Below are 18,981 nucleotides of genomic sequence, written 5' to 3' on the forward strand. Positions count from 1 at the left end.
CCCGAGTACTGAGATGACGGAACGCCGCACCGGCCCTCCCCAGAGCCTCGCGCACGGCAAGCGGAAGATACGGTTCGCCGGCGCCGTAAGTCCACTCGCCGCCCTCAGTCCAGTCGATCGGCCAGCGCCTTGAAGTCCGTCCAGGACAGAGCCGGTTTCTCCGCGTCCCACAGCTTCTGGACGAGGGCCCTCAGCGGCATCCGGACGCCGGCCGCGACCTGGTCCTGGGTCTGGGAGTTCGCGAGGTCGCACCAGACCGCGAAGTACCCGCCGCGGATCCGGTCGTCGTACTTCGCCGGGACCGCGAGCGTGCCGCGCACCACCCGGGGCGTCCACAGCTCGTAGATCCGCTGCCCCGTCGGGTACACGAAGTTGTTGGGCTGTCCGAGGACGTAGTACAGGAACTCGTCGTTGTAGTTGATCAGTTCGCGCCCCGCGCTCAGATACTCCACGGGCTCCCGCGCCCCGATCTCCTTGCCGGTCCAGTAGGCGACCTGGATGCCGGCGTCGGGCCGCACGGACGTACCCCGGAAGAAGCCGTCGTTCCAGGCCAGCGGGGTCCTGTCGTGGGCGCGGACGGTGTCGGCGCGGTCGTTGAGCCACCCGGTGGTGAGGTCGGCGACGGTCCCGCCGGAGCCGTACGCCTCCTTCGCGGCGGCGGCGAGCTGCGGGTACGACGCCTCCGGGTTGCTCACCACCAGCGCCTGGTACTCGTCGCCACCGAGGTGCCAGGGCACGCCGGGGAACAGGCCGGCGTACTCGTCGAGCAGATCGTCGACGATCTTGGCGGACCCGTCCTTGGAGATGTCGATCGCGCCGCGGGTGGCGACGCCGGAGACGTTGCGCAGTTGCAGTTCGGGATGCGCGGCGAGCACGGCACCCAGGTGTCCGGGTGAATCGATCTCGGGTACGACGGTGATGTGCCGCTGGGCGGCGAGCTCGACGATCTTCCGGACCTCGGCCTTGGTGAGGTGCTGGGCGGACACGATCTCGGGGTGCGAGTCGGACTCGATCCGGAACCCCTGGTCGTCGGAGAAGTGCAGCTGGAGTTGGTTGAACTTCAGATCGCCCAGCTCCCGGACCCGGTCCTCGATCCAGCCCGCGGTGAAGTGCTTGCGCGCGATGTCGAGGGAGAACCCGCGTACCGCCTTGGCCGGCGCGTCCCGTACGACGCCCTCCGGCGCCGTACCGCCGTCGTGCACCTCCTGCTTGAGGGTGCGGGTGCCGTAGAAGACCCCGGAGTCGGCGGGTCCGCTGATGCTGACCCGCCCGCCGCGCACGGTCATGGTGTACGACTCCGGGCCGCTCCCTGCGCCGTCGTCGAGGGCCAGCCGCAGGTCCCCGTCCCTGTCGTCGCTCCGCTCCCCCGCGTACGTCAGGCCCAGCTCACCCGCGACCAGCCGCCCCTCCCCGGCCAGTTCCGCGTCGCTCACCACGACCCGCGCCCCGCGCTGCGGCCGCCAGCCGGGGCCCCGCGCCGGGGTGTGCGCCTGGACGGCGGGAATCGTGCGCGGGCTCCGCGAGAGGGGGTAGGAGCGGGTGGGAGACGGACTCGGCGTCTCCCGGGAAGCGCTGGGCGAGGCCGCCGAGGCCCCGACGGAGGACGTCGGCCGCGCGGATCCCGCGGGCCCGCCGTCACCGTCGTCCCCGGAGGCCCACAGTCCGAGCCCCACCCCCGCGGAGACGGTCGCGGCCACCGCCGCGACGACGACCGCCCGTGTCCTCATCTGCCGTGTCTGCCGTGCTTTCTCCGCCGACGGCCGGCGCCTGTGCTGGCTCACTACGCCAACCTAGACAGGAAGGGTGGCCGGAAGTGTCCACCCGACGTTCCGAAACTCTGCCGTTCGGGTGAAATTCGGTTGTCCGTCGGACACGTGATGCCCACTCTCGATAACGTAACGCCACACCTCACACAGCTTCCCCTGCCGAAACACACGTGACGCCCACACACCTTCCCGGCCGAGTCGCTATACCGGCCCTGCCCGAGCAGACCCGCGCCCCACGGTCGCCGACTCTGCTGGACGCCTTCAACACCGCGTCCCCCGAAGAAGCCCACCACCTCCTTCTCACCTGCCTCCGCAGCCTCCGCTGGGCCCGCCGGGTGGCAGACCACCGCCCGTACCCGGACCTGGACTCCTTGCAGGCCGCGTCCGACGAGGCGGCGTACGACCTGTCGCCGGGCGACCTGTCGGAGGCCCTGGCGGGAGAGACGCTGCCGGCACTGCCGGACGGAATGTACGAAGCTGCCCATATGGCCCTGAGTGCGGCACACGCGGCATACGAGGCGAAGTTCGGCCATTCGTTCGTCATCTGCCTGGACGGGTTGCCTCCGGGCGAGGCCCTGAACCACGTACTGGCGGGAATCCGGTCACGTTTGGCGAACGATCCGGAGGACGAACGGGTGGTGGCGGCAGAGGAACTGCGGCGCCTGGCCAAAGGACGCCTGGTGAACGCCCTCGGCGGCGCGGGGCTGTGACATCGGCGGTTGCGCCGCGGGGAGCGGCCCGCCACAACGGCACCGCACCCGGTGAATAACCACACACACCACCCCAGACCCCGCCAACGCTCACCCAAACGCGTGCCACTTTGATCACACCGCGATACCCCGGCTCAGCCCAGCGGCAGCGCATGGCTACGATGCTGGGGGCCGGTGGACCGTACCCGGCCGGGCCAGGCCGACAGCACAAGCCGGCGGCCCCAATCCCCGCTCCCGGAGGGACTTCCGTGCCGGCTGGAACGCTGTACCGCGGCCGGGAAGGAATGTGGTCCTGGGTGGCTCATCGAGTCACCGGCGTCCTCATCTTCTTCTTCCTGTTCGTTCACGTGCTGGACACCGCTCTCGTCCGTGTCTCCCCCGAGGACTACGACAGGGTCGTAGCCACTTACAAGACCCCGCTCGTCGCGTGTCTGGAGTACGGCCTCGTCGCCGCCATCCTCTTCCACGCGCTCAACGGCCTGCGCGTCATCGCCGTCGACTTCTGGTCGAAGGGCCCGCGCTACCAGAAGCAGATGCTCTGGACGGTCGTAGGCCTGTGGGTCGTGCTGATGATCGGGGCGATCTACCCCGTCCTCGGTCACGCCGCTCGTGAACTGTTCGGGAGCTGACGCGCATGTCCATCACCGAGAAGACCGCGTCCGGTATCGGCCCCGTCGAGGGCGATTCCCTCTACGACGTCGACAACCCGGCCCCCCTCATCGAGGCCCCGCGCAAGCGCACCAAGAAGACCCCCAAGTCCACGCGGGGCAACTTCGAGATGGCCGCCTGGCTGTTCATGCGCCTGTCCGGCATCGTGCTGGTCGTCCTGGTCCTCGGCCACCTGCTGATCCAGCTGGTGCTCGACGGCGGCGTCTCCAAGATCGGCTTCGCCTTCGTGGCCGGCCGCTGGGCGTCCCCGTTCTGGCAGGTCTGGGACCTGCTGATGCTGTGGCTCGCGATGCTGCACGGCGCCAACGGCCTGCGCACGGTCATCAACGACTACGCGGAGCGCGCGAACACCCGGCTCTGGCTCAAGGGCCTGCTCTACACCGCCACGGTGTTCACCATCCTGCTGGGCACGCTGGTGATCTTCACCTTCGACCCGAACATCCGCTAGGCGCGGGGCTGAGGAATTCCTGATGAAGATCCACAAGTACGACACCGTCATCGTCGGCGCGGGCGGCGCCGGCATGCGCGCCGCGATCGAGTCGACGAAGCGCAGCCGTACCGCCGTGCTCACCAAGCTCTACCCCACCCGCTCCCACACGGGCGCCGCGCAGGGCGGCATGGCCGCCGCGCTGGCCAACGTGGAGGAGGACAACTGGGAGTGGCACACCTTCGACACGGTCAAGGGCGGTGACTACCTGGTCGACCAGGACGCCGCCGAGATCCTGGCGAAGGAGGCCATCGACGCCGTCCTCGACCTGGAGAAGATGGGCCTGCCGTTCAACCGGACGCCCGACGGGACGATCGACCAGCGCCGTTTCGGCGGTCACTCCCGCAACCACGGCGAGGCCCCGGTCCGCCGGTCCTGCTACGCCGCGGACCGCACCGGCCACATGATCCTCCAGACGCTGTACCAGAACTGCGTCAAGGAGGGCGTGGAGTTCTTCAACGAGTTCTACGTCCTGGACCAGCTGATCACCGAGGTCGACGGCGTCAAGCGGTCGGCGGGCGTCGTGGCGTACGAGCTCGCGACCGGTGAGATCCACGTCTTCCAGGCGAAGGCCGTGATCTACGCGTCCGGCGGCACCGGCAAGTTCTTCAAGGTGACGTCGAACGCGCACACGCTGACGGGCGACGGCCAGGCGGCGGTCTACCGCCGCGGTCTGCCGCTGGAGGACATGGAGTTCTTCCAGTTCCACCCGACCGGCATCTGGCGCATGGGCATCCTGCTGACGGAGGGCGCCCGCGGTGAGGGCGGCATCCTCCGCAACAAGGACGGCGAGCGCTTCATGGAGAAGTACGCGCCGGTCATGAAGGACCTCGCGTCCCGTGACGTCGTGTCCCGCTCCATCTACACGGAGATCCGTGAGGGCCGCGGCTGCGGTCCCGAGGGCGACCACGTCTACCTCGACCTCACGCACCTCCCGCCGGAGCAGCTGGACGCGAAGCTCCCGGACATCACCGAGTTCGCCCGCACCTACCTGGGCATCGAGCCGTACACGGACCCGATCCCGATCCAGCCCACCGCGCACTACGCCATGGGCGGCATCCCGACCAACGTCGAGGGTGAGGTCCTGTCGGACAACACCACGGTGGTCCCGGGCCTGTACGCGGCCGGCGAGGTGGCCTGTGTGTCGGTCCACGGCGCCAACCGGCTGGGCACGAACTCCCTCCTGGACATCAACGTGTTCGGCCGCCGGGCCGGTATCGCGGCGGCGGAGTACAGCCAGACGGCGGACTTCGTCGAGCTGCCGGAGGACCCGGCGTCGCTCGTGGTCGGGCAGGTCGAGCGGCTGCGCGCGTCGACGGGCACCGAGCGGGTGTCCGTGCTCCGGCGTGAGCTGCAGGAGACCATGGACGCCAATGTCATGGTGTTCCGCACCGAGCAGACGATCAAGACGGCGGTCGAGAAGATCGCGGAGCTGCGCGAGCGCTACCTGAACGTCTCGATCCAGGACAAGGGCAAGCGGTTCAACACGGACCTGCTGGAGGCCATCGAGCTGGGCAACCTGCTCGACCTCGCCGAGGTCATGGCGGTGTCGGCCCTGGCGCGCAAGGAGTCCCGCGGCGGTCACTACCGCGAGGACTACCCGAACCGCGACGACGTCAACTTCATGCGCCACACCATGGCGTACCGCGAGGTGGGCGACGACGGCGTCGAGTCCATCCGTCTCGACTACAAGCCGGTCGTCCAGACCCGCTACCAGCCGATGGAGCGTAAGTACTGATGGCAACCCCGACCCTGGACAAGGCGGACGCGGCCGGCGCACCCGAGCCCGGCTTCGCCGACTCTCCGTACATCACGGTCACCTTCCGCATCCGCCGCTTCAACTCCGAGGTCTCGGCGGAAGCGGTCTGGGAAGACTTCCAGCTGGAGATCGACCCGAAGGAACGTGTCCTCGACGCCCTGCACAAGATCAAGTGGGACCAGGACGGCTCGCTGACGTTCCGCCGCTCCTGTGCCCACGGCATCTGCGGCTCGGACGCGATGAGGATCAACGGCAAGAACCGTCTTGCCTGCAAGACCCTCATCAAGGACATCAACCCCGCGAAGCCGATCACGGTCGAGCCCATCAAGGGCCTGACGGTGCTCAAGGACCTCGTGGTCGACATGGAGCCGTTCTTCCAGGCGTACCGCGACGTCATGCCCTTCCTCATCACGAAGGACACGAACGAGCCGACGCGTGAGCGTCTCCAGACCGCCGAGGACCGCGAGCGCTTCGACGACACGACCAAGTGCATCCTGTGCGCGGCGTGCACGTCGTCCTGCCCGGTCTTCTGGAACGACGGCCAGTACTTCGGCCCGGCGGCCATCGTCAACGCCCACCGCTTCATCTTCGACTCGCGCGACGAGGCCGGGGAGCAGCGGCTGGAGATCCTCAACGACCGTGACGGTGTGTGGCGCTGCCGCACCACCTTCAACTGCACGGACGCCTGCCCGCGTGGCATCGAGGTCACGAAGGCGATCGCCGAGGTGAAGAAGGCGCTGATCACGCGCCGGTTCTGAGATCGATTCCGGTACGGCTTCTCGTACGGCTGTGAGGGCCCCGTTCCCGTTGGGAGCGGGGCCTTCTGGCGTGCGGACACCCGTTTGGGCGAACGTGATCGTTAAGGACATACCGGTGGTGGTCGGCCTACGATGATGCTCTCGACACCAGCCCACGGGAGGCACGCGATGTCCGCAGCATCCGTCGAGCGGCCCCGTGACGACCGTCCGCTGATCTCGGCGGCCAACCGGCTCATGGACCGCAATCCGGGGTACCGCGTCGAGATCATCGGAGGATTGATCGTCGTGTCGCCGCCCCCCAACGGTGCTCATGCCCGCGCTCTGTCCCGGTTGAGGCGCCCCTTTGTCGCCGCCGGACTGGACGGTGACGAAACCGAGGTCCTCGAAGGAGTGGGGCTCTGGCTCCCGGCTGGCGCCGAAGACTATGCGATCCCCGATCTCGTTGTCGTCGACGCAGATTTCGAGGATCACCTGGTCGAGAACAACTGCTACGACCCGATCGCATTCCGTTTCGTCCTGGAGGTGACTTCCAGCAACTACCAGAACGATCTGCGCGCCAAGGTCACTGCCTATGCCCAGGCGAAGATCCCGGTCTACGTCATCGTCGACCGCGAACATCAGCGCCTCCATGTCCTCACCGACCCTACTGAGGACACGTACGAGACGCACCGCGTCCACGCCCCCGGCGAGATCGTCGCCCTCCCCGGCTCCATCGGCGCGAAGGTCACCCTCGACGTGACGGAGATCCTGAAGGCAGGCCAGCCGAAGAGCGGCTGAGATCCAGCCAACTCCCCTGTGACACCTGGGACTTGTGCGACGCCGGTTGCACACTGGCCCCATGCCCTTCCTGAAGAAAGCCGCCGCCTCCCTCTCCGCCGCGGCGGCCGTACTGATCGCGCTCCCCGCCTCCTCCTCGGCGGCCCCCACCCCGCACGGCACCCTCGCCCGGGAGAGCTTCGACCGTCTCCCCCTGGGCCCGGTGACGAAGGGCCACGGCTGGACCGCCGACACCGCCGACGGCACCCTGACGGTCGCCCCCAGCAGCACGGGCCACGGCCGTGAACTCCGGATCCACACCGAGGGCAACGGCCGCGCCTTCCTCGTCTTCCCCGACCTGACCGCCCCCGGCAACAGCTACTGGGCCCGTCTGCGCGTCCGGGTGGACGCCTTCCCGACGGCCCCGGACTGGGCGCACTGGACGATCGCCGAGGCGTCCGGATCCGACTCCCCCACACTCGTCCGGCCCCTGGGCGGGCAGTACGCCCCCACCGACCGGGGCAACTTCTGGGGCGTCGGCTCCGACCTCGGCCCCACCGGCGACTGGACGTCGTGGAAGACCTCCGCACCGGCGGTGGGCGGTGCGTGGCAGTGCGTCGAGTTCCATCTGGACGCGACGGACAACCGGGTCACGGTCTACTTCGACGGCGTCGAGCAGTCCGACCTGACCGTGTCCACGAAGGAACACGGCGGCACCACCGACGACTTCGAGTTCCCGGCTTTCGACAAGCTGAAGCTCGGCTGGCAGCTGTACCAGGCCGACCCGACCCCGTCCTCGTACGACATCCGTCTCGACGACATCGCCGTGACCACGCGTCGGACGGACGGCTGCTGAGCCTGCGGCGGTGCCTTCGGCAGGCGAGTTGGCCAGGTCTGCGCGACTGTGATCCACTGCCCTCGCCATGTACACAGCAGCCTCTGGGGAGGGGCTGCCGGGAGGGGGAGGGTGCGCCGATGCGTGCCGCCGGGGAACAGACAGTCCAGCCGTGCCCGCAGTGCGGGGTGGAGATCCGTGCCGACCGCCGGTTCACCGTGTGGTGCGCGGCCTGTGACTGGAACGTGGATCCGCAGGGGGCGGACGAGGAGAAGGGTGGGCTGGGGCGGCTGCGCCGCCGGCTGGCGCAGCGCCACGGTGAGCGGCTGGTCACCGAGCTGAGCACCGGGGACGAGCGGCACTGGAACGGACGTACGGCGGCAGGGATGCTGGCCTATGCGATCGCGCTCACGGTGCACGCGGTGACCGCCGCGCTGGCCGGGGGCGGCATCTGGTTCCTGGTCGGTGGCTGGGGCGGCATCGGCATGGTGCCCGGTCTGCTCCTGCTGGCGCTGGCCTGGACGCTCCGGCCACGTCTGAACCGACTGCCCGGTCACGCCCGCGTCCTGGCCCGGGACGACGCGCCCGAACTGTATGCGCTGATCGACGAAGTCGCCGCCCTGCCGGGCACCCGGAGCGTGGACATCGTCGTCGTCGACGCACAGGCCAACGCGAGCGTGACGCATCTCGGTCTGCGTCGTCGGATGCTGACGCTGGGGCTGCCGTTGTGGGAGGTCCTGACCCCACAGCAGCGGATCGCTCTCCTGGGCCATGAACTCGGCCACTTCACCCACGGGGACACCCGGCACGGGATGGTCGTGGGAACGGCGTACAGGTCGCTGACGACATGGCACTACTACCTGTCGCCCATCCAGGAGCCGACGTTGGTGGAAGCGCTCGTCAACCTGCTGTACGTCGTGCCTCGCGCGCTCATCGGGGGCCTCGTGCTGCTCCTCGACCTGCTGACCTCCAGCTCCGCCCGCCGCAGTGAGTACCTCGCCGACGCCGCGGCCGCCCGCGCCGGGTCCACCGAGGCCGCGGTCGGGCTGATGGATCGCCTCCATGTCACCGAGTCGGTGGAGACGACGCTGTATCGCGAGGCCAACGGCAGGCGTATGCGCGGGTCGGGCCGGACCACCTCGGCGGACGCCGAGGGGTTGTGGGAGGCGCTGACCCGTCACATGGACTCGGTCCCCGAGTCGGAAGTCGAACGCCAGCGCCGCGCGGGCGCCCGCCGCGGCCACAGCGTCGACGCGACGCACCCGCCGACGCATCTGCGACGCCGCCTGCTGCTCGACAGCCCGCCCCTGCCCGCCTCGGTGAAGGCCGACGCCGAACGGGCCCGCCGCATCGCCGCCGAACTCTCGGGACCGCGGGCGGAGGTGGCGCGGGAACTCGTCAGGGACGGTATCGACGCGTGAAGGCCCGCACTACAGCTGGCTCAGGATCGTCGGGTCCGTGATCTTCGTGTCCGCCGCCAGCATCATCGCCTTGCTCAGGATGACCGCCAGCATGCGATCTCCCTCGTAAGGGAGGTAACCCGCCTGCTGGGCCGCCGCGTTGGACTTCGGGACGATGCAGAGGTATTGGTCGTTCGGGGTGCGGAGGATGTTGCCCGAGCCGAGGTGGATCTTGTACGTGTGGCGGTTGCCCTTCACGTGCAGGAAGCGGCCCTCCAGGGTGCAGCGGTCGGCGATGGCCAGGCGAGGTATCAGGCGGTCCAGGAGGATGCGTCGTGTCTGCGCGCTCTGGCCCAGCTCGCCGAAGCCGTACGACGTCCAGTACTCCTGGAAGCGGCCGTCGGGGCCGCCGTCCTGCCAGGTGGGGTCGTTGCCGACGCTGGCCACGCCGACGAACAGGTCGACGTCGCGCAGGACTTCGGACAGGACGAGAGGGGGGATCGAGTCCAGGGGCAGAGCCTCGACCGGGTCCTGGCCGTCGCGCAGCCACATGCGGTACTCGCCGCCGCAGCAGTGCGCCGAGTTCTCCGGGGCGTCGATCGGGTAGAAGCGGACCTGGTCGGTGCGCAGGCGCAGGAAGCTGCCGGACTCGGTGATGTCCTGGTAGTGCTCGCCGCCGTCGCCCTCGATCCAGTACTCGGCGCGCAGACCCCACTGGGGCAGCTCGCGGACGGCCGGCGGCGCCTCGTCGTCGACGCTGAGGCGGAGCTTGTTGCGCCAGCCGCGGACCCCCGCCAAGGAGTGGAACTGGTGCTGGCGCAGGAAGTGCGCGGCGAAGCGGTTGGAGTAGGTGCCCGTCGCGCGTTCGGCGTCCGTCAGCAGGTACACCTCGCGGTGGGCCTGCTTGAACGGCTGGGTGATGCCGTGCCGTTCCAGCCAGTCGCGCCAGGCGACGATCTCGGCGGGTTCGTGGTCCACCGGGTGCCAGAGGGATACCTCGGTGCCGCTGTCCACCGGGTCGTCCGTGAGTGTGCGCAGGGCGCCCTCGGCGTAGCCCACCGTCCTGCCGTCCACCTTCCACAGGAGGCGGCGGCGAGGGTGCCCACCAGCGGGTGGTCGAGGCAGCGCTCGCGCCAGGCGGCGTAGGGCCAGGTGCGGCGGGCCAGGAACTGGCGGTCCAGGCGCTCGCTCTGGGCCGAGAGCATCTTGTCGATGTCCTTGACGGCCGCCTTGAGGTCCTTGAGGTCGTCGGCGTGGTCCCGGCGGACGGCGGCCGGCACGCTCCTGACGGCCTTGCCGGTCGCGTTGCGCCAACTCAGCACCGCCTTGGTGCCGTGGACCTCGACCAGGCCCGTGACGTCCCCGAGCCGGTGCTCGGCCCGTCCCACCTCCGTCAGTCCGTAGGCGGGGACCGCCAGTTCCTCGATCTCCTCGCGGCTGAGGCCCCTCGCCTCGGCCCGCGCGTCCAGGGCCCCGTCGAGCAGCTTGAGCGTGCCCTTGAAGGTGACGCGGGTGGCGAGCCGGGCCAGTTCGGCGAGGGCGGTCTCGCTGTCGATGCGGGCGAGGGCGGTGACGCCGGCGTTGGCGACCTTGGGGTTGCGCGGGCCGAGCCCGGGGACCTTGCGCAGGGAGGTCTCCACGAGGGCGCCGAGGGTGCGGGCGGTCTCGGGGTGCGGCGGCAGGAAGGACAGGAGCCAGGCCAGGCCGCGCAGGGCATCGGCGTTGAACGGGTCGAAGGTCGCGTTGGGGTCGGCGCTCCACCCCCGGTTGAGGAGCGGGCGGGTGCGGGGACGGCCCACCAGTCGCAGCCAGGGCACCAGTCGCGAGCGCGCCTCCTCCGGGCCGACGGCCTCGATCAGCGCCCGCCCGGCCTTCTCCCACTTCGCGGAGGGGCGGGCGGCGTTGGCGGTGGCGGCGTGGGCCAGCAACTGCTCCCAGGCTGGGGCGAGTTCGGGCAGCTCAGCCAGGGCCAGGTCCGCCCACGCCTCACCGGGGTTCACGACGGGGCGATTGAGCCGCGCAGCCAAGGGCCCCAGCTTCGCCTTGCCGTTCCACAGCGTCAGGTGGGTGCGGCGGACCACGGCGACGAACTCGCCGGGCAGCTCCCGGCCGTCCGCCAGTTCCAGTTCGGCCAGCCGGATCAGCTGCTCGCACTCGTAGTGCACGTCCTGTTCGGCCGACAGGCTCAGCAGCGCGGCCCGGGTGTCGAGGGACTTGTCCTCGGCCGGCATCCGCACGTCCCCGAGATTGCCGAGCAGGGCGACGATGCTGCGCCGCGCGCCCGTGCCGGGCTCCAGCGCGTGGTACCGGGCGGCGAGGACATGCACCAGCCGTCCCTGGAACCGTTCGTCGGCGCCCCGCACGGCGTCGATCACCTTGCGGTGCTCCCAGCCCCAGTGGTCGTCGACCATCTCGGCGAGCGCCAGCAGTTCCGGCACCAGGCGATCCGCGTCCTCGGCACTGATCAGGGCGAGGATCTCCCGGACCAGCCGGGCGTACTCGGCGGGCGACTCGATCATCAGCCACCCACCAGTGCGACGAGCTTCAGGAACGTGACCTCCGTGCCGAGCACCAGCTCGATCTCCTCGTCGAGCTCGGTGACCTGGCGGTCGCCGACCAGCACCAGGAACCCGTTCCCGGCGAACGCCTTCAGCGCCAGCTCGGACTGCTTCTCGGGGTCTATCCGACGGGGCGTGCGCAGGGCGTAGCCGTTCAGCACGCGCTCCGTGTCCTCGGGCTGGACCAGGCCCTGGAAGACCTCCGGCGTACGGGCGTTGTACTCGGCGACCTCCTGGAAGACCCGGCGCCGGATCAACTCCCGCACACTGAGCCGCTCCTCGGCGATCTCCAGGCCCCAGCCGTCGCTACGGCTCCCGCTCGTCGTCTCGTCGACGAACATCACGATTCCCATGCCGCCGACAGTACGACCCGCCACTGACAACGGGCCCGGCGTCACCGCAGGGCAGGCCTGCTCCACTCCCGCGCCCCCGCGGCCCGCATCAGCGCGACGGCCGCCTCCGGTTCCCCGGAGACCAGCGGATGCACCAGCTCGACGTAACGGACCTGTCCGGCCAGCGACTTCCTCAGCTGCCGCAGACTGCGGGCGCCGAAGGAGACCGGGCTGTCGGCCACTCCCGCGGCGACTGCCAGCCTGCCGATGCCGACCTTGCACTCGGTCAGCCCCGTCTCGCGGCAGGCGTGTATCTCGACGTCGCCGTCCCACAGGCCGAGGACGATCCGGTACCGCACGCCGGGACCCGTGTAGGTCGCGACGGCGAGGTGCCGGTCCCGCTCCCCCTCGCCGGGTCCGCTCAGGCCCAGTCTCTCGGCGACGTCCGTGAAAGCCACTCGCACCTCGTCGAGGAAGGCCTCTGTTCCCGGAACCATTCCCGCCCCCTCCGCCACACGGCACTGAAGACGGCTCAGCGTACCGACGCGAGGGCCCTCGTCTCGGCCCAATGAGTGACCCCGCGGAAAGCCCGCGGGGCAACCGCCGGCCCCGCACCTAATCTGATGGCATGTCAGATGAAGAGTCGTACGAGCTGCTCGGTTTCGACAACGTCCTGCTGCCCGTGGGTGACCTCGGCGAGGCCGTCGGCTTCTACGAGCGCGCCGGGTTCGCGGTGGCGGTCCGGCACGAGGAGGCCGGGATCGCGGTACTGAAGGCCGGCGGCGAGATCCCGGGGATCCTGCTCCGGCAGGAGGAGGGGATCGGGCACCGTCCGCCGCCGTGGCCCGCCCCGCGCCTGTGGCTGGAGGTGCCGGACGCGCGCGTGGCGGCACGGGAGCTGCGGAACGCGGACCTCGAGCTGCTCGACGGGCCCTTCTCCACGGCCACCGGCTGGACCGTCGAGATCGCCGATCCGTGGGGCAACGTCCTCGGGTTCACGGACTACACCAAGCGGCCGGAGCTGGGACGCCGCCCCTGAGCGCACCCGCGTCACTGGTTAGGCTCTGCGTCGTGCCCGCGAACAGCGAAGAGGGCGGTACGCCCAGCAAGTCCGAGCAGACCCGCGCCCTGATCCTGGAAACGGCCATGCGGCTGTTCCAGGAACGCGGCTACGACAAGACGACGATGCGGGCCATCGCCAAGGAGGCCGGGGTCTCCGTCGGGAACGCCTACTACTACTTCGAGGGCAAGGAGCACCTGATCCAGGGCTTCTACGACCGGATCGCCGCCGAGCACCAGGTGGCGGTCCGGGAGGTCCTGGAGCGGGAGAGCGACCTGGAGGCGCGGCTCGCCGGTGTGCTGCGGGCATGGCTGGACATCGCCACGCCGTACCACGAGTTCGCGGTGCAGTTCTTCAAGAACGCCGCCGACCCGGACAGCCCGCTCAGCCCGTTCTCCCCCGAGTCGGAGCACGCGCGCGTGGAGGCCATCAGCGTCCACCGCGACGTGCTGGCCGGTACGAGGACCAAGGTGCCGGAGGATCTGCGGGATGTGCTGCCCGAGCTGATGTGGCTCTCGCAGATGGGGCTCGTGCTCTATTGGATCTTCGATCGGACCGAGGGGCGCGAGCGGAGCTACCGGCTCGCCGAGCGCGGCGCCCGGCTCACGGCGCGCGGGGTCGCGCTGGCCCGGTTCCGGGTGCTGCGGCCGCTCGTGCGCGAGGTGCACGAGCTGTTCACGGACTTCCTGCCGGGGATGACGAAGATGATGCCCGACCCCGGCAGGAAGCCCTAGGAACCCCGCGTCAGTTCACCGAGTCCAGCTCGCCCTCGACCAGCTCCACGTCGTACACCAGCGGCCCCTCGCTCACGACCACCTGACTCGCGCGCGAGCCGTACGAAGGCGCCGAGGCCGACAGCAGATACGTGCCCGGGGCGGGCACCGACACGATGTACGAGCCGTCCGCCAGGGACACCACCCGGTCCAGCTGGCGGCCGCCCCTCGACAGCAGCGTCACCGCCGCCCCCGCGACCGGCTCGCCGTCGGTGTCCCGGACGATGCCGTGGACGACGGACGCCGGACCGTCGTCCTCGGCGGGAGTCTCCGTGACAGCCTCTTCCCTGGGCTCCACCGCCAGATGCGGCAGCCGCCTCTCCAGCCCCTCCGGCAGCCACCAGTTGGACTTGCCGAGCAGATGCATCGCGGCCGGCACCAGCGCCGTACGCAGGATGAACGCGTCCAGGGCGACCGCGGCCGCGAGGCCGATGCCCGCCATGGCGCCCTCCATGTCGCCGCTGAGGACGAACGCGGAGAAGACACAGATCATGATCAGGGCGGCGCAGTTGATGACCCGGCTGGTCTCCGCCAGGCCCACCCGGACCGCGCGCGCGTTGTCCTTCGTGTGCACCCACTCCTCGTGCATCCGGCTCACCAGGAACACCTGGTAGTCCATCGAGAGGCCGAACAGCAGGGAGAGCATGATGACCGGCAGGAACGCCGTGATCGGGCCCTCCTTGCCGATGCCGATGAGCTCCGTCCCCCAGCCCCACTGGAAGATCGCCACCAGGACGCCGAAGGACGCTGCCGCCGCGATCAGGTTCATCAGGGCGGCGGTCAGCGGGACCACCAGCGAGCGGAACGCCACGAGCAGCAGCAGGAAGCCCAGCGAGATGATCGCCGCGACGAAGTACGGCAGCCGCTCGCCGGTCACGGACGCGAAGTCCTTGAAGACGGCCGTGACACCGCCGACGTGGGCCTCGGCGCCGGAGGCGGGGATCACGTCGTCGCGCAGCCGGTCGATGAGCTGGTCGGTCTTCTCCGACTGCGGTGAGGTCGTCGGGACGACCTGGATCAGCGTGACACCGTTCGCGGGCGGTACGGCGGCCACCTGGGCCACGCCCTCGGTGGACTCGATACGGGAGACCAGCCCCTGTGCGTCGCCTTCGGAGACGACCACCTGGAGCGGGCCGTTGAAGCCGGGTCCGAAGCCCTCGGCGAGCAGGTCGTAGGCCTGCCGGGTCGTCGTCGACTCCTGGTGGTTGCCCTGGTCGGTGGCGCCGAGCCGGATGGAGAGCACGGGCAGCGCCAGGATCACCATGACCACGAGGGCCAGCCCGGCGACCGCGCGCGGGCGCTTTTGGACATACGCCGACCAGCGCGCCGCGAGTCCGCTCGTGAGCTCCGGCTCCGGTCCCGTGGCGGCGAGCCTGCGCCGCTGGCGGCGGCTGAGGACGCGCATGCCGAGGAGGCCGAGGAGCGCGGGCAGCAGGGTGACCGCGGCCAGCACGCTCAGCACCACCGTCAGCGAGGTCGCGATGACCACGCCGTCCAGGAACCGCATGTTCATCACGAGCATGCCGGCGAGCGCGATGCACACCGTGCCGCCCGCGAACAGCACCGCGCGCCCGGAGGTGTTGAGCGCGACGACCGCCGACTCCTCGGGCTTCATGCCCCGCAGGATGCCGCGGCGGTGCCGGGTCACGATGAACAGGGCGTAGTCGATGCCGACGCCGAGACCGATCAGCGAGCCGAGCAGCGGCGCGACTTCGGGCACGTCGGTGACATGGCTGAGCAGCGACGTCGCCATCAGTCCGGTGCCGAGGGCCGCGATGGCGACCACCAGGGGCAGCAGCATCGCGAAGAGCGAGCCGAAGGCCAGGAAGAGCACGACCGCCGCGGCGACGATGCCGACCATCTCGGCGATGCCGGTCGGCGGCTCCTGGGTCCGGGTGATCGCCTGACCGCCCAACTCGACCTGGAGTCCGTCGCGTTCGGCCGCCTGCGCGGTGTCGACGACGTCCTCGACGAGCTCCTTGGGCACGGCGTTGGCCTGCTCGACGAACGTCACCTGGGCGTAGGCGATCCGCCCGTTCTCACTGATCTGCGCCGCGCCGCCGGCCGCGTAGGGGTCGGTGACCTCGCCGACCCCCTTCATCGCGCCGATCTCCTTCAGCGCGGGCTCGATCCGCGACCGTACGGACTCGTCCCGCACGGAACCCTCGTCGACCTTCCACACCACCGTGTCGGTGTCGCCCGCGCTCTGCGGGAAGGCCTTCTCCATCAGGTCGTACGCGCGCGTGGAGTCCGTGTCCGGGAGCGAGAACGTGTTCGCGTAGTCCGTGCCCGCGGCGGAACCCGCGAAGCCCACACCGAACACCGTCCCCACCCACAGCAACAGGACCACCAGCCGGTGCCGATAGCACCACCGTGCCAATGCCGCCACGATCAACGCTCCCTATTTGTCGGTCGGTTGGTCCCCCAGGTCCTGGGCAACAAGACTGGCGCCGGCACGTGCGCGTGGACACCGGACAAGACCGACTCTCAAGGAACTCCAAAGCACCGAACCGCCCGGCTGTCAGTGGCTGCGCCGATACTGGGGGGCATGACGACGGCCCCAGGCACCGTGCTGGTAGTGGAGGACGAGGAGAGCATCGCGGACGTCCTCGCCATCGCGCTGCGCTACCACCGGTTCGAGGTGATGATCGCGGGCACCGTCCGCGAGGCCCTGGCGCTCACCGAGCGCACCCGGCCCGACGTGGCGCTGCTCGACGTCATGCTGCCCGACGGCGACGGACGCGCCCTGGGACGCCGGCTGCGCGCCGAGCGCCCCGACATGGCGCTGGTGTTCCTCACCGCGCGCGACTCGCCCGGTGACATCGTCGGCGCCCTCGGCTTCGGCGACGACTACATCACCAAGCCGTTCAACATCGACGAGGTCATCGCCCGTGTCACCGCGGTGCTGCGGCGGACGCGCCACGCCGACGTGCTGCCGCAGCGGCCGCCCCTGACGTACGGCGATCTGGAGCTGGACGAGACGACGTACAGCGTCCACCGCGCGGGACGGTCCGTCGAGCTGACCCCCACCGAGTACGCGCTGCTGCGCTTCCTGGTGCGCAACGGAGGGCGGATCGTGCCGAAGGAGCAACTCCTGCGCCACGTCTGGCAGTACGAGCACACCCCGCCCGAGTCCACGATCGTGGAGACCTACATCAGCTATCTGCGGCGCAAGCTGGACGCGCTGGGGCCGCCGGTCATCACGACCCGGCGCGGTGTCGGATACGGGCTCGCATGAGGTTTCCCCGCACCCTGTCCCGGCACTCGCTGCGCGCCCGGCTGACGCTGGCGAACGTGGCGCTGCTGGCGCTCGGCATCGTCGCGGCGACCGCGGTGAGCGTGATGGGCATGCGGTACTACCTGCTGGACCAGATCGACGGCGAACTCGACCAGACGCGAAAGTCGCTGGGCGGTTCCCAGCTCACGCTGGAGATGATCGAGGGCCTCACCGACCTGGCGATCGTGCGCGAGCAGTTCATGCGGCAGAGCGTGGAGGAGACCCGGCCGGACGAGCTCCTCACGCTCGTCGACGAGCGGGGTGACACGCTCTCCCTGGCCGGATACTCGCCGAGCGAGGTCCAGCGGGACTTCGCGGCCGCCGTGGGCGATCCGCGCGTGCTGGCCACCGACACCGAACCGCACGACATCCGGGTGGGCGGCGACGCCTACCGGGCGACCGCGACCCGCCTCGCCGACGGCACGTACGTCCTGCTCGCCACCTCCACCGAGGCCGTCCACAGAGGTGTCGCCAAGGCCGTCAAGCTCGATCTCGCCATAGGCACCCTGCTGCTGGCGCTGCTGGCCTGTCTGACGATGTTCAGCGTGCGGCGCCGGATGCGGCCGCTGGAGGACATGGTGGAGACCTCGTCGGCGATCGCCGAGGGGGATCTGACCCGGCGGGTGCCGTCCAGCCGGGAGGCCACGCTGGAGGTCGAGCAGCTGCGCGTCGCCCTCAACTCCATGCTCCAGCAGGTGGAGTCGGCGTACCGCACGCGCGAGCGCAGCGCGTCCCAGCTGCGCCGGTTCGTCGCCGACGCCTCGCACGAGCTGCGCACCCCGCTGTCGGCGATACGCGGTTATCTCCAGCTGTACGACAAGGGCATGCTGCGGGAGGAGGCCGAGCGCAAGCGGGCCTGGGCGCGGGTGATGGCGGAGGCGGACCGGATGGGGCGGCTGGTGGACGAGCTGCTCACGCTCGCCCGCCTGGACCAGCAGCCCGAACTGCGGTTCCGCAACGTCGATCTGAGCCGTCTGGTGCGGGACGCCGCCGAGGACCTGCGGGTGCAGCAGCCGGACCGGCCCGTCAGCGTCGGCGCCGAGGGCGCGCTGCTGGTGCACGCCGACGAGTCGGGGCTGCGGCAGGTACTGGGCAACCTGGTGGGCAATGTGCGCACCCACACGCCCGCCGACGTGCCGGTGCGGCTCGGGGTGGAGCGGTCGGACGGGGTCGTACGGCTGTGTGTCGAGGACGAGGGTCCCGGGCTCTGCGACGAGGACGCGGCGCGTATCTTCGACCGGTTCTTCCGGGCCGGCGGGGGCGCGGGGAGCGGGCTCGGCATGGCGATCGTGCAGGGGGTCGTACAGGCACACGGCGGGCGGGTGGCGGTGCGGACGGCTCCCGGCGAGGGGCTGACGGTGACGGTCATCCTGCCGGCGCGCACGTAGTCAGGTGTTCGCCGGCACGAGGGCCCACACGGTCTTGCCGTGCCGCCCTCGGCTCCACACCCCCCATGCGGCGGCGACGGTCTCCACCAGATGCAGCCCGCGGCCGGCCTCCTCCCACTCCCCGACCACCCTGAGCCGGGGCTCCATCTGCCCTTCGTCGGACACCTCTATGAGGCACGAGCCGTCGGCGAGCGCGGTCACCGCCACCTCGAACTCGCGTTCCAGCAAAGGCCCGTGGCGTACGACGTTCGTCGCCAGCTCGGACACCAGCAGTACGGCGTCCGCCAGCGCCGCGTCGTCGGTCCCGTGCCCCCAGTCGGTCAGATGGTCCCGCACCCGGCGCCGGGCGAGACCGACGGAAGCCGGGTGCCGGGGCAGCCGGAAGGAGTTGCGTCTCAACACGTTTGCTCCTCACCCCGCCCACACCTCCGTCACATGGTGTTGCGTAGGGCT

Annotated in this window: 18 protein-coding genes and 1 pseudogene; 12 read left to right on the forward strand and 7 right to left on the reverse strand. The window is 70.2% G+C overall.

Annotation, left to right across the window (positions count from 1 at the left end):
* Positions 1-104: 104 nt before the first annotated feature.
* Positions 105-1,727 (reverse strand): beta-N-acetylhexosaminidase, encoded by a 1,623-nt coding sequence (locus QF037_RS18805; protein WP_307026779.1) that lies wholly within the window; start codon positions 1,725-1,727, stop codon positions 105-107.
* A 209-nt stretch (positions 1,728-1,936) separates the two neighbouring features.
* Here QF037_RS18805 and QF037_RS18810 point away from each other — a divergent pair, with 209 nt between their 5' ends.
* The 8 genes from QF037_RS18810 to QF037_RS18845 all read left to right on the forward strand — a co-directional run bounded on the left by QF037_RS18810 (position 1,937) and on the right by QF037_RS18845 (position 9,161).
* On the forward strand, positions 1,937-2,476 hold the full coding sequence (locus tag QF037_RS18810) for a 2-oxo-4-hydroxy-4-carboxy-5-ureidoimidazoline decarboxylase (RefSeq protein ID WP_307026781.1): 540 nt from the start codon (positions 1,937-1,939) through the stop codon (positions 2,474-2,476).
* A 248-nt stretch (positions 2,477-2,724) separates the two neighbouring features.
* Positions 2,725-3,105: a succinate dehydrogenase, cytochrome b556 subunit gene (sdhC, locus tag QF037_RS18815; RefSeq protein WP_307026783.1), complete on the forward strand. Its 381-nt coding sequence runs from the start codon at positions 2,725-2,727 to the stop codon at positions 3,103-3,105.
* Between the two features lie 5 nt (positions 3,106-3,110).
* On the forward strand, positions 3,111-3,593 hold the full coding sequence (locus QF037_RS18820) for a succinate dehydrogenase hydrophobic membrane anchor subunit (RefSeq protein ID WP_307026785.1): 483 nt from the start codon (positions 3,111-3,113) through the stop codon (positions 3,591-3,593).
* A 22-nt stretch (positions 3,594-3,615) separates the two neighbouring features.
* Positions 3,616-5,370, forward strand: a complete 1,755-nt coding sequence (gene sdhA, locus QF037_RS18825; protein ID WP_307026787.1) for a succinate dehydrogenase flavoprotein subunit — start codon at positions 3,616-3,618, stop codon at positions 5,368-5,370.
* The gene (locus tag QF037_RS18830; RefSeq protein WP_307026789.1) at positions 5,370-6,149 is read left to right on the forward strand and encodes a succinate dehydrogenase iron-sulfur subunit; all 780 of its coding nucleotides are present in this window, start codon (positions 5,370-5,372) and stop codon (positions 6,147-6,149) included. The genes sdhA and QF037_RS18830 overlap by 1 nt, the downstream gene beginning before the upstream one ends.
* Before the next feature lie 168 nt (positions 6,150-6,317).
* On the forward strand, positions 6,318-6,926 hold the full coding sequence (locus QF037_RS18835; protein WP_307026791.1) for a Uma2 family endonuclease: 609 nt from the start codon (positions 6,318-6,320) through the stop codon (positions 6,924-6,926).
* Positions 6,927-6,987: 61 nt separating this feature from the next.
* Positions 6,988-7,761 (forward strand): hypothetical protein, encoded by a 774-nt coding sequence (locus tag QF037_RS18840; RefSeq protein WP_307026793.1) that lies wholly within the window; start codon positions 6,988-6,990, stop codon positions 7,759-7,761.
* A gap of 119 nt (positions 7,762-7,880) precedes the next feature.
* A complete protein-coding gene (locus tag QF037_RS18845) occupies positions 7,881-9,161 on the forward strand; it encodes a M48 family metallopeptidase (RefSeq protein ID WP_307026794.1) in 1,281 nt (426 codons plus the stop codon).
* Positions 9,162-9,170: 9 nt separating this feature from the next.
* Here QF037_RS18845 and QF037_RS51460 read toward each other — a convergent pair whose 3' ends face one another.
* The 4 genes and pseudogenes from QF037_RS51460 to QF037_RS18865 form a co-directional block, all read right to left on the reverse strand.
* Entirely contained in the window at positions 9,171-9,692 is a 522-nt protein-coding gene (locus QF037_RS51460) for a DUF7737 domain-containing protein (RefSeq protein ID WP_444972131.1), read from the reverse strand.
* 285 nt (positions 9,693-9,977) lie between these two features.
* Positions 9,978-11,659, reverse strand: a pseudogene (locus QF037_RS51005) (DUF4132 domain-containing protein); the annotation flags it as partial.
* Positions 11,659-12,051 (reverse strand): hypothetical protein, encoded by a 393-nt coding sequence (locus tag QF037_RS18860; protein ID WP_307026799.1) that lies wholly within the window; start codon positions 12,049-12,051, stop codon positions 11,659-11,661. The gene QF037_RS18860 and the pseudogene QF037_RS51005, both read right to left, overlap by 1 nt.
* A 41-nt stretch (positions 12,052-12,092) precedes the next feature.
* Entirely contained in the window at positions 12,093-12,527 is a 435-nt protein-coding gene (locus QF037_RS18865) for a hypothetical protein (RefSeq protein WP_307026801.1), read from the reverse strand.
* Between the two features lie 131 nt (positions 12,528-12,658).
* On the opposite strand from QF037_RS18865, the gene QF037_RS18870 reads away from it, so the two are divergent.
* Positions 12,659-13,069: a VOC family protein gene (locus QF037_RS18870; protein ID WP_307026803.1), complete on the forward strand. Its 411-nt coding sequence runs from the start codon at positions 12,659-12,661 to the stop codon at positions 13,067-13,069.
* A 14-nt stretch (positions 13,070-13,083) separates the two neighbouring features.
* Positions 13,084-13,824, forward strand: coding sequence for a TetR/AcrR family transcriptional regulator (locus tag QF037_RS18875; RefSeq protein ID WP_373463963.1), 741 nt, complete (start codon positions 13,084-13,086; stop codon positions 13,822-13,824).
* A gap of 10 nt (positions 13,825-13,834) precedes the next feature.
* On the opposite strand, the gene QF037_RS18880 is transcribed toward QF037_RS18875, so the two are convergent.
* Positions 13,835-16,243, reverse strand: a complete 2,409-nt coding sequence (locus QF037_RS18880; protein ID WP_307037250.1) for an MMPL family transporter — start codon at positions 16,241-16,243, stop codon at positions 13,835-13,837.
* Positions 16,244-16,411: 168 nt separating this feature from the next.
* Between QF037_RS18880 and QF037_RS18885 the strand changes: the two genes are divergently transcribed.
* On the forward strand, positions 16,412-17,101 hold the full coding sequence (locus QF037_RS18885) for a response regulator transcription factor (protein WP_307026807.1): 690 nt from the start codon (positions 16,412-16,414) through the stop codon (positions 17,099-17,101).
* On the forward strand, positions 17,098-18,528 hold the full coding sequence (locus QF037_RS18890) for a sensor histidine kinase (RefSeq protein ID WP_307026809.1): 1,431 nt from the start codon (positions 17,098-17,100) through the stop codon (positions 18,526-18,528). Before QF037_RS18885 ends, QF037_RS18890 begins: the two co-directional genes overlap by 4 nt.
* On the opposite strand, the gene QF037_RS18895 is transcribed toward QF037_RS18890, so the two are convergent.
* Entirely contained in the window at positions 18,529-18,930 is a 402-nt protein-coding gene (locus QF037_RS18895) for an ATP-binding protein (protein WP_307026811.1), read from the reverse strand.
* Between the last annotated feature and the right edge of the window lie 51 nt (positions 18,931-18,981).

Source organism: Streptomyces canus, from assembly GCF_030815415.1.
Taxonomy (GTDB): domain Bacteria; phylum Actinomycetota; class Actinomycetes; order Streptomycetales; family Streptomycetaceae; genus Streptomyces; species Streptomyces canus_F.

What these genes read in the sequence shown, in the direction of transcription:
- QF037_RS18840 (WP_307026793.1), top strand. Translation starts at nt 6,988, where the DNA reads ATGCCCTTCCTGAAGAAAGCCGCCGCCTCCCTCTCCGCCGCGGCGGCC.
- QF037_RS18845 (WP_307026794.1), top strand. Translation starts at nt 7,881, where the DNA reads ATGCGTGCCGCCGGGGAACAGACAGTCCAGCCGTGCCCGCAGTGCGGG.
- QF037_RS18830 (WP_307026789.1), top strand. Translation starts at nt 5,370, where the DNA reads ATGGCAACCCCGACCCTGGACAAGGCGGACGCGGCCGGCGCACCCGAG.
- QF037_RS18860 (WP_307026799.1), bottom strand. Translation starts at nt 12,051, where the DNA reads ATGGGAATCGTGATGTTCGTCGACGAGACGACGAGCGGGAGCCGTAGC.
- QF037_RS18890 (WP_307026809.1), top strand. Translation starts at nt 17,098, where the DNA reads ATGAGGTTTCCCCGCACCCTGTCCCGGCACTCGCTGCGCGCCCGGCTG.
- sdhA (WP_307026787.1), top strand. Translation starts at nt 3,616, where the DNA reads ATGAAGATCCACAAGTACGACACCGTCATCGTCGGCGCGGGCGGCGCC.
- QF037_RS18865 (WP_307026801.1), bottom strand. Translation starts at nt 12,527, where the DNA reads ATGGTTCCGGGAACAGAGGCCTTCCTCGACGAGGTGCGAGTGGCTTTC.
- QF037_RS18835 (WP_307026791.1), top strand. Translation starts at nt 6,318, where the DNA reads ATGTCCGCAGCATCCGTCGAGCGGCCCCGTGACGACCGTCCGCTGATC.
- QF037_RS18805 (WP_307026779.1), bottom strand. Translation starts at nt 1,727, where the DNA reads ATGAGGACACGGGCGGTCGTCGTCGCGGCGGTGGCCGCGACCGTCTCC.
- QF037_RS51460 (WP_444972131.1), bottom strand. Translation starts at nt 9,692, where the DNA reads ATGTGGCTGCGCGACGGCCAGGACCCGGTCGAGGCTCTGCCCCTGGAC.
- QF037_RS18820 (WP_307026785.1), top strand. Translation starts at nt 3,111, where the DNA reads ATGTCCATCACCGAGAAGACCGCGTCCGGTATCGGCCCCGTCGAGGGC.
- QF037_RS18885 (WP_307026807.1), top strand. Translation starts at nt 16,412, where the DNA reads ATGACGACGGCCCCAGGCACCGTGCTGGTAGTGGAGGACGAGGAGAGC.
- QF037_RS18870 (WP_307026803.1), top strand. Translation starts at nt 12,659, where the DNA reads ATGTCAGATGAAGAGTCGTACGAGCTGCTCGGTTTCGACAACGTCCTG.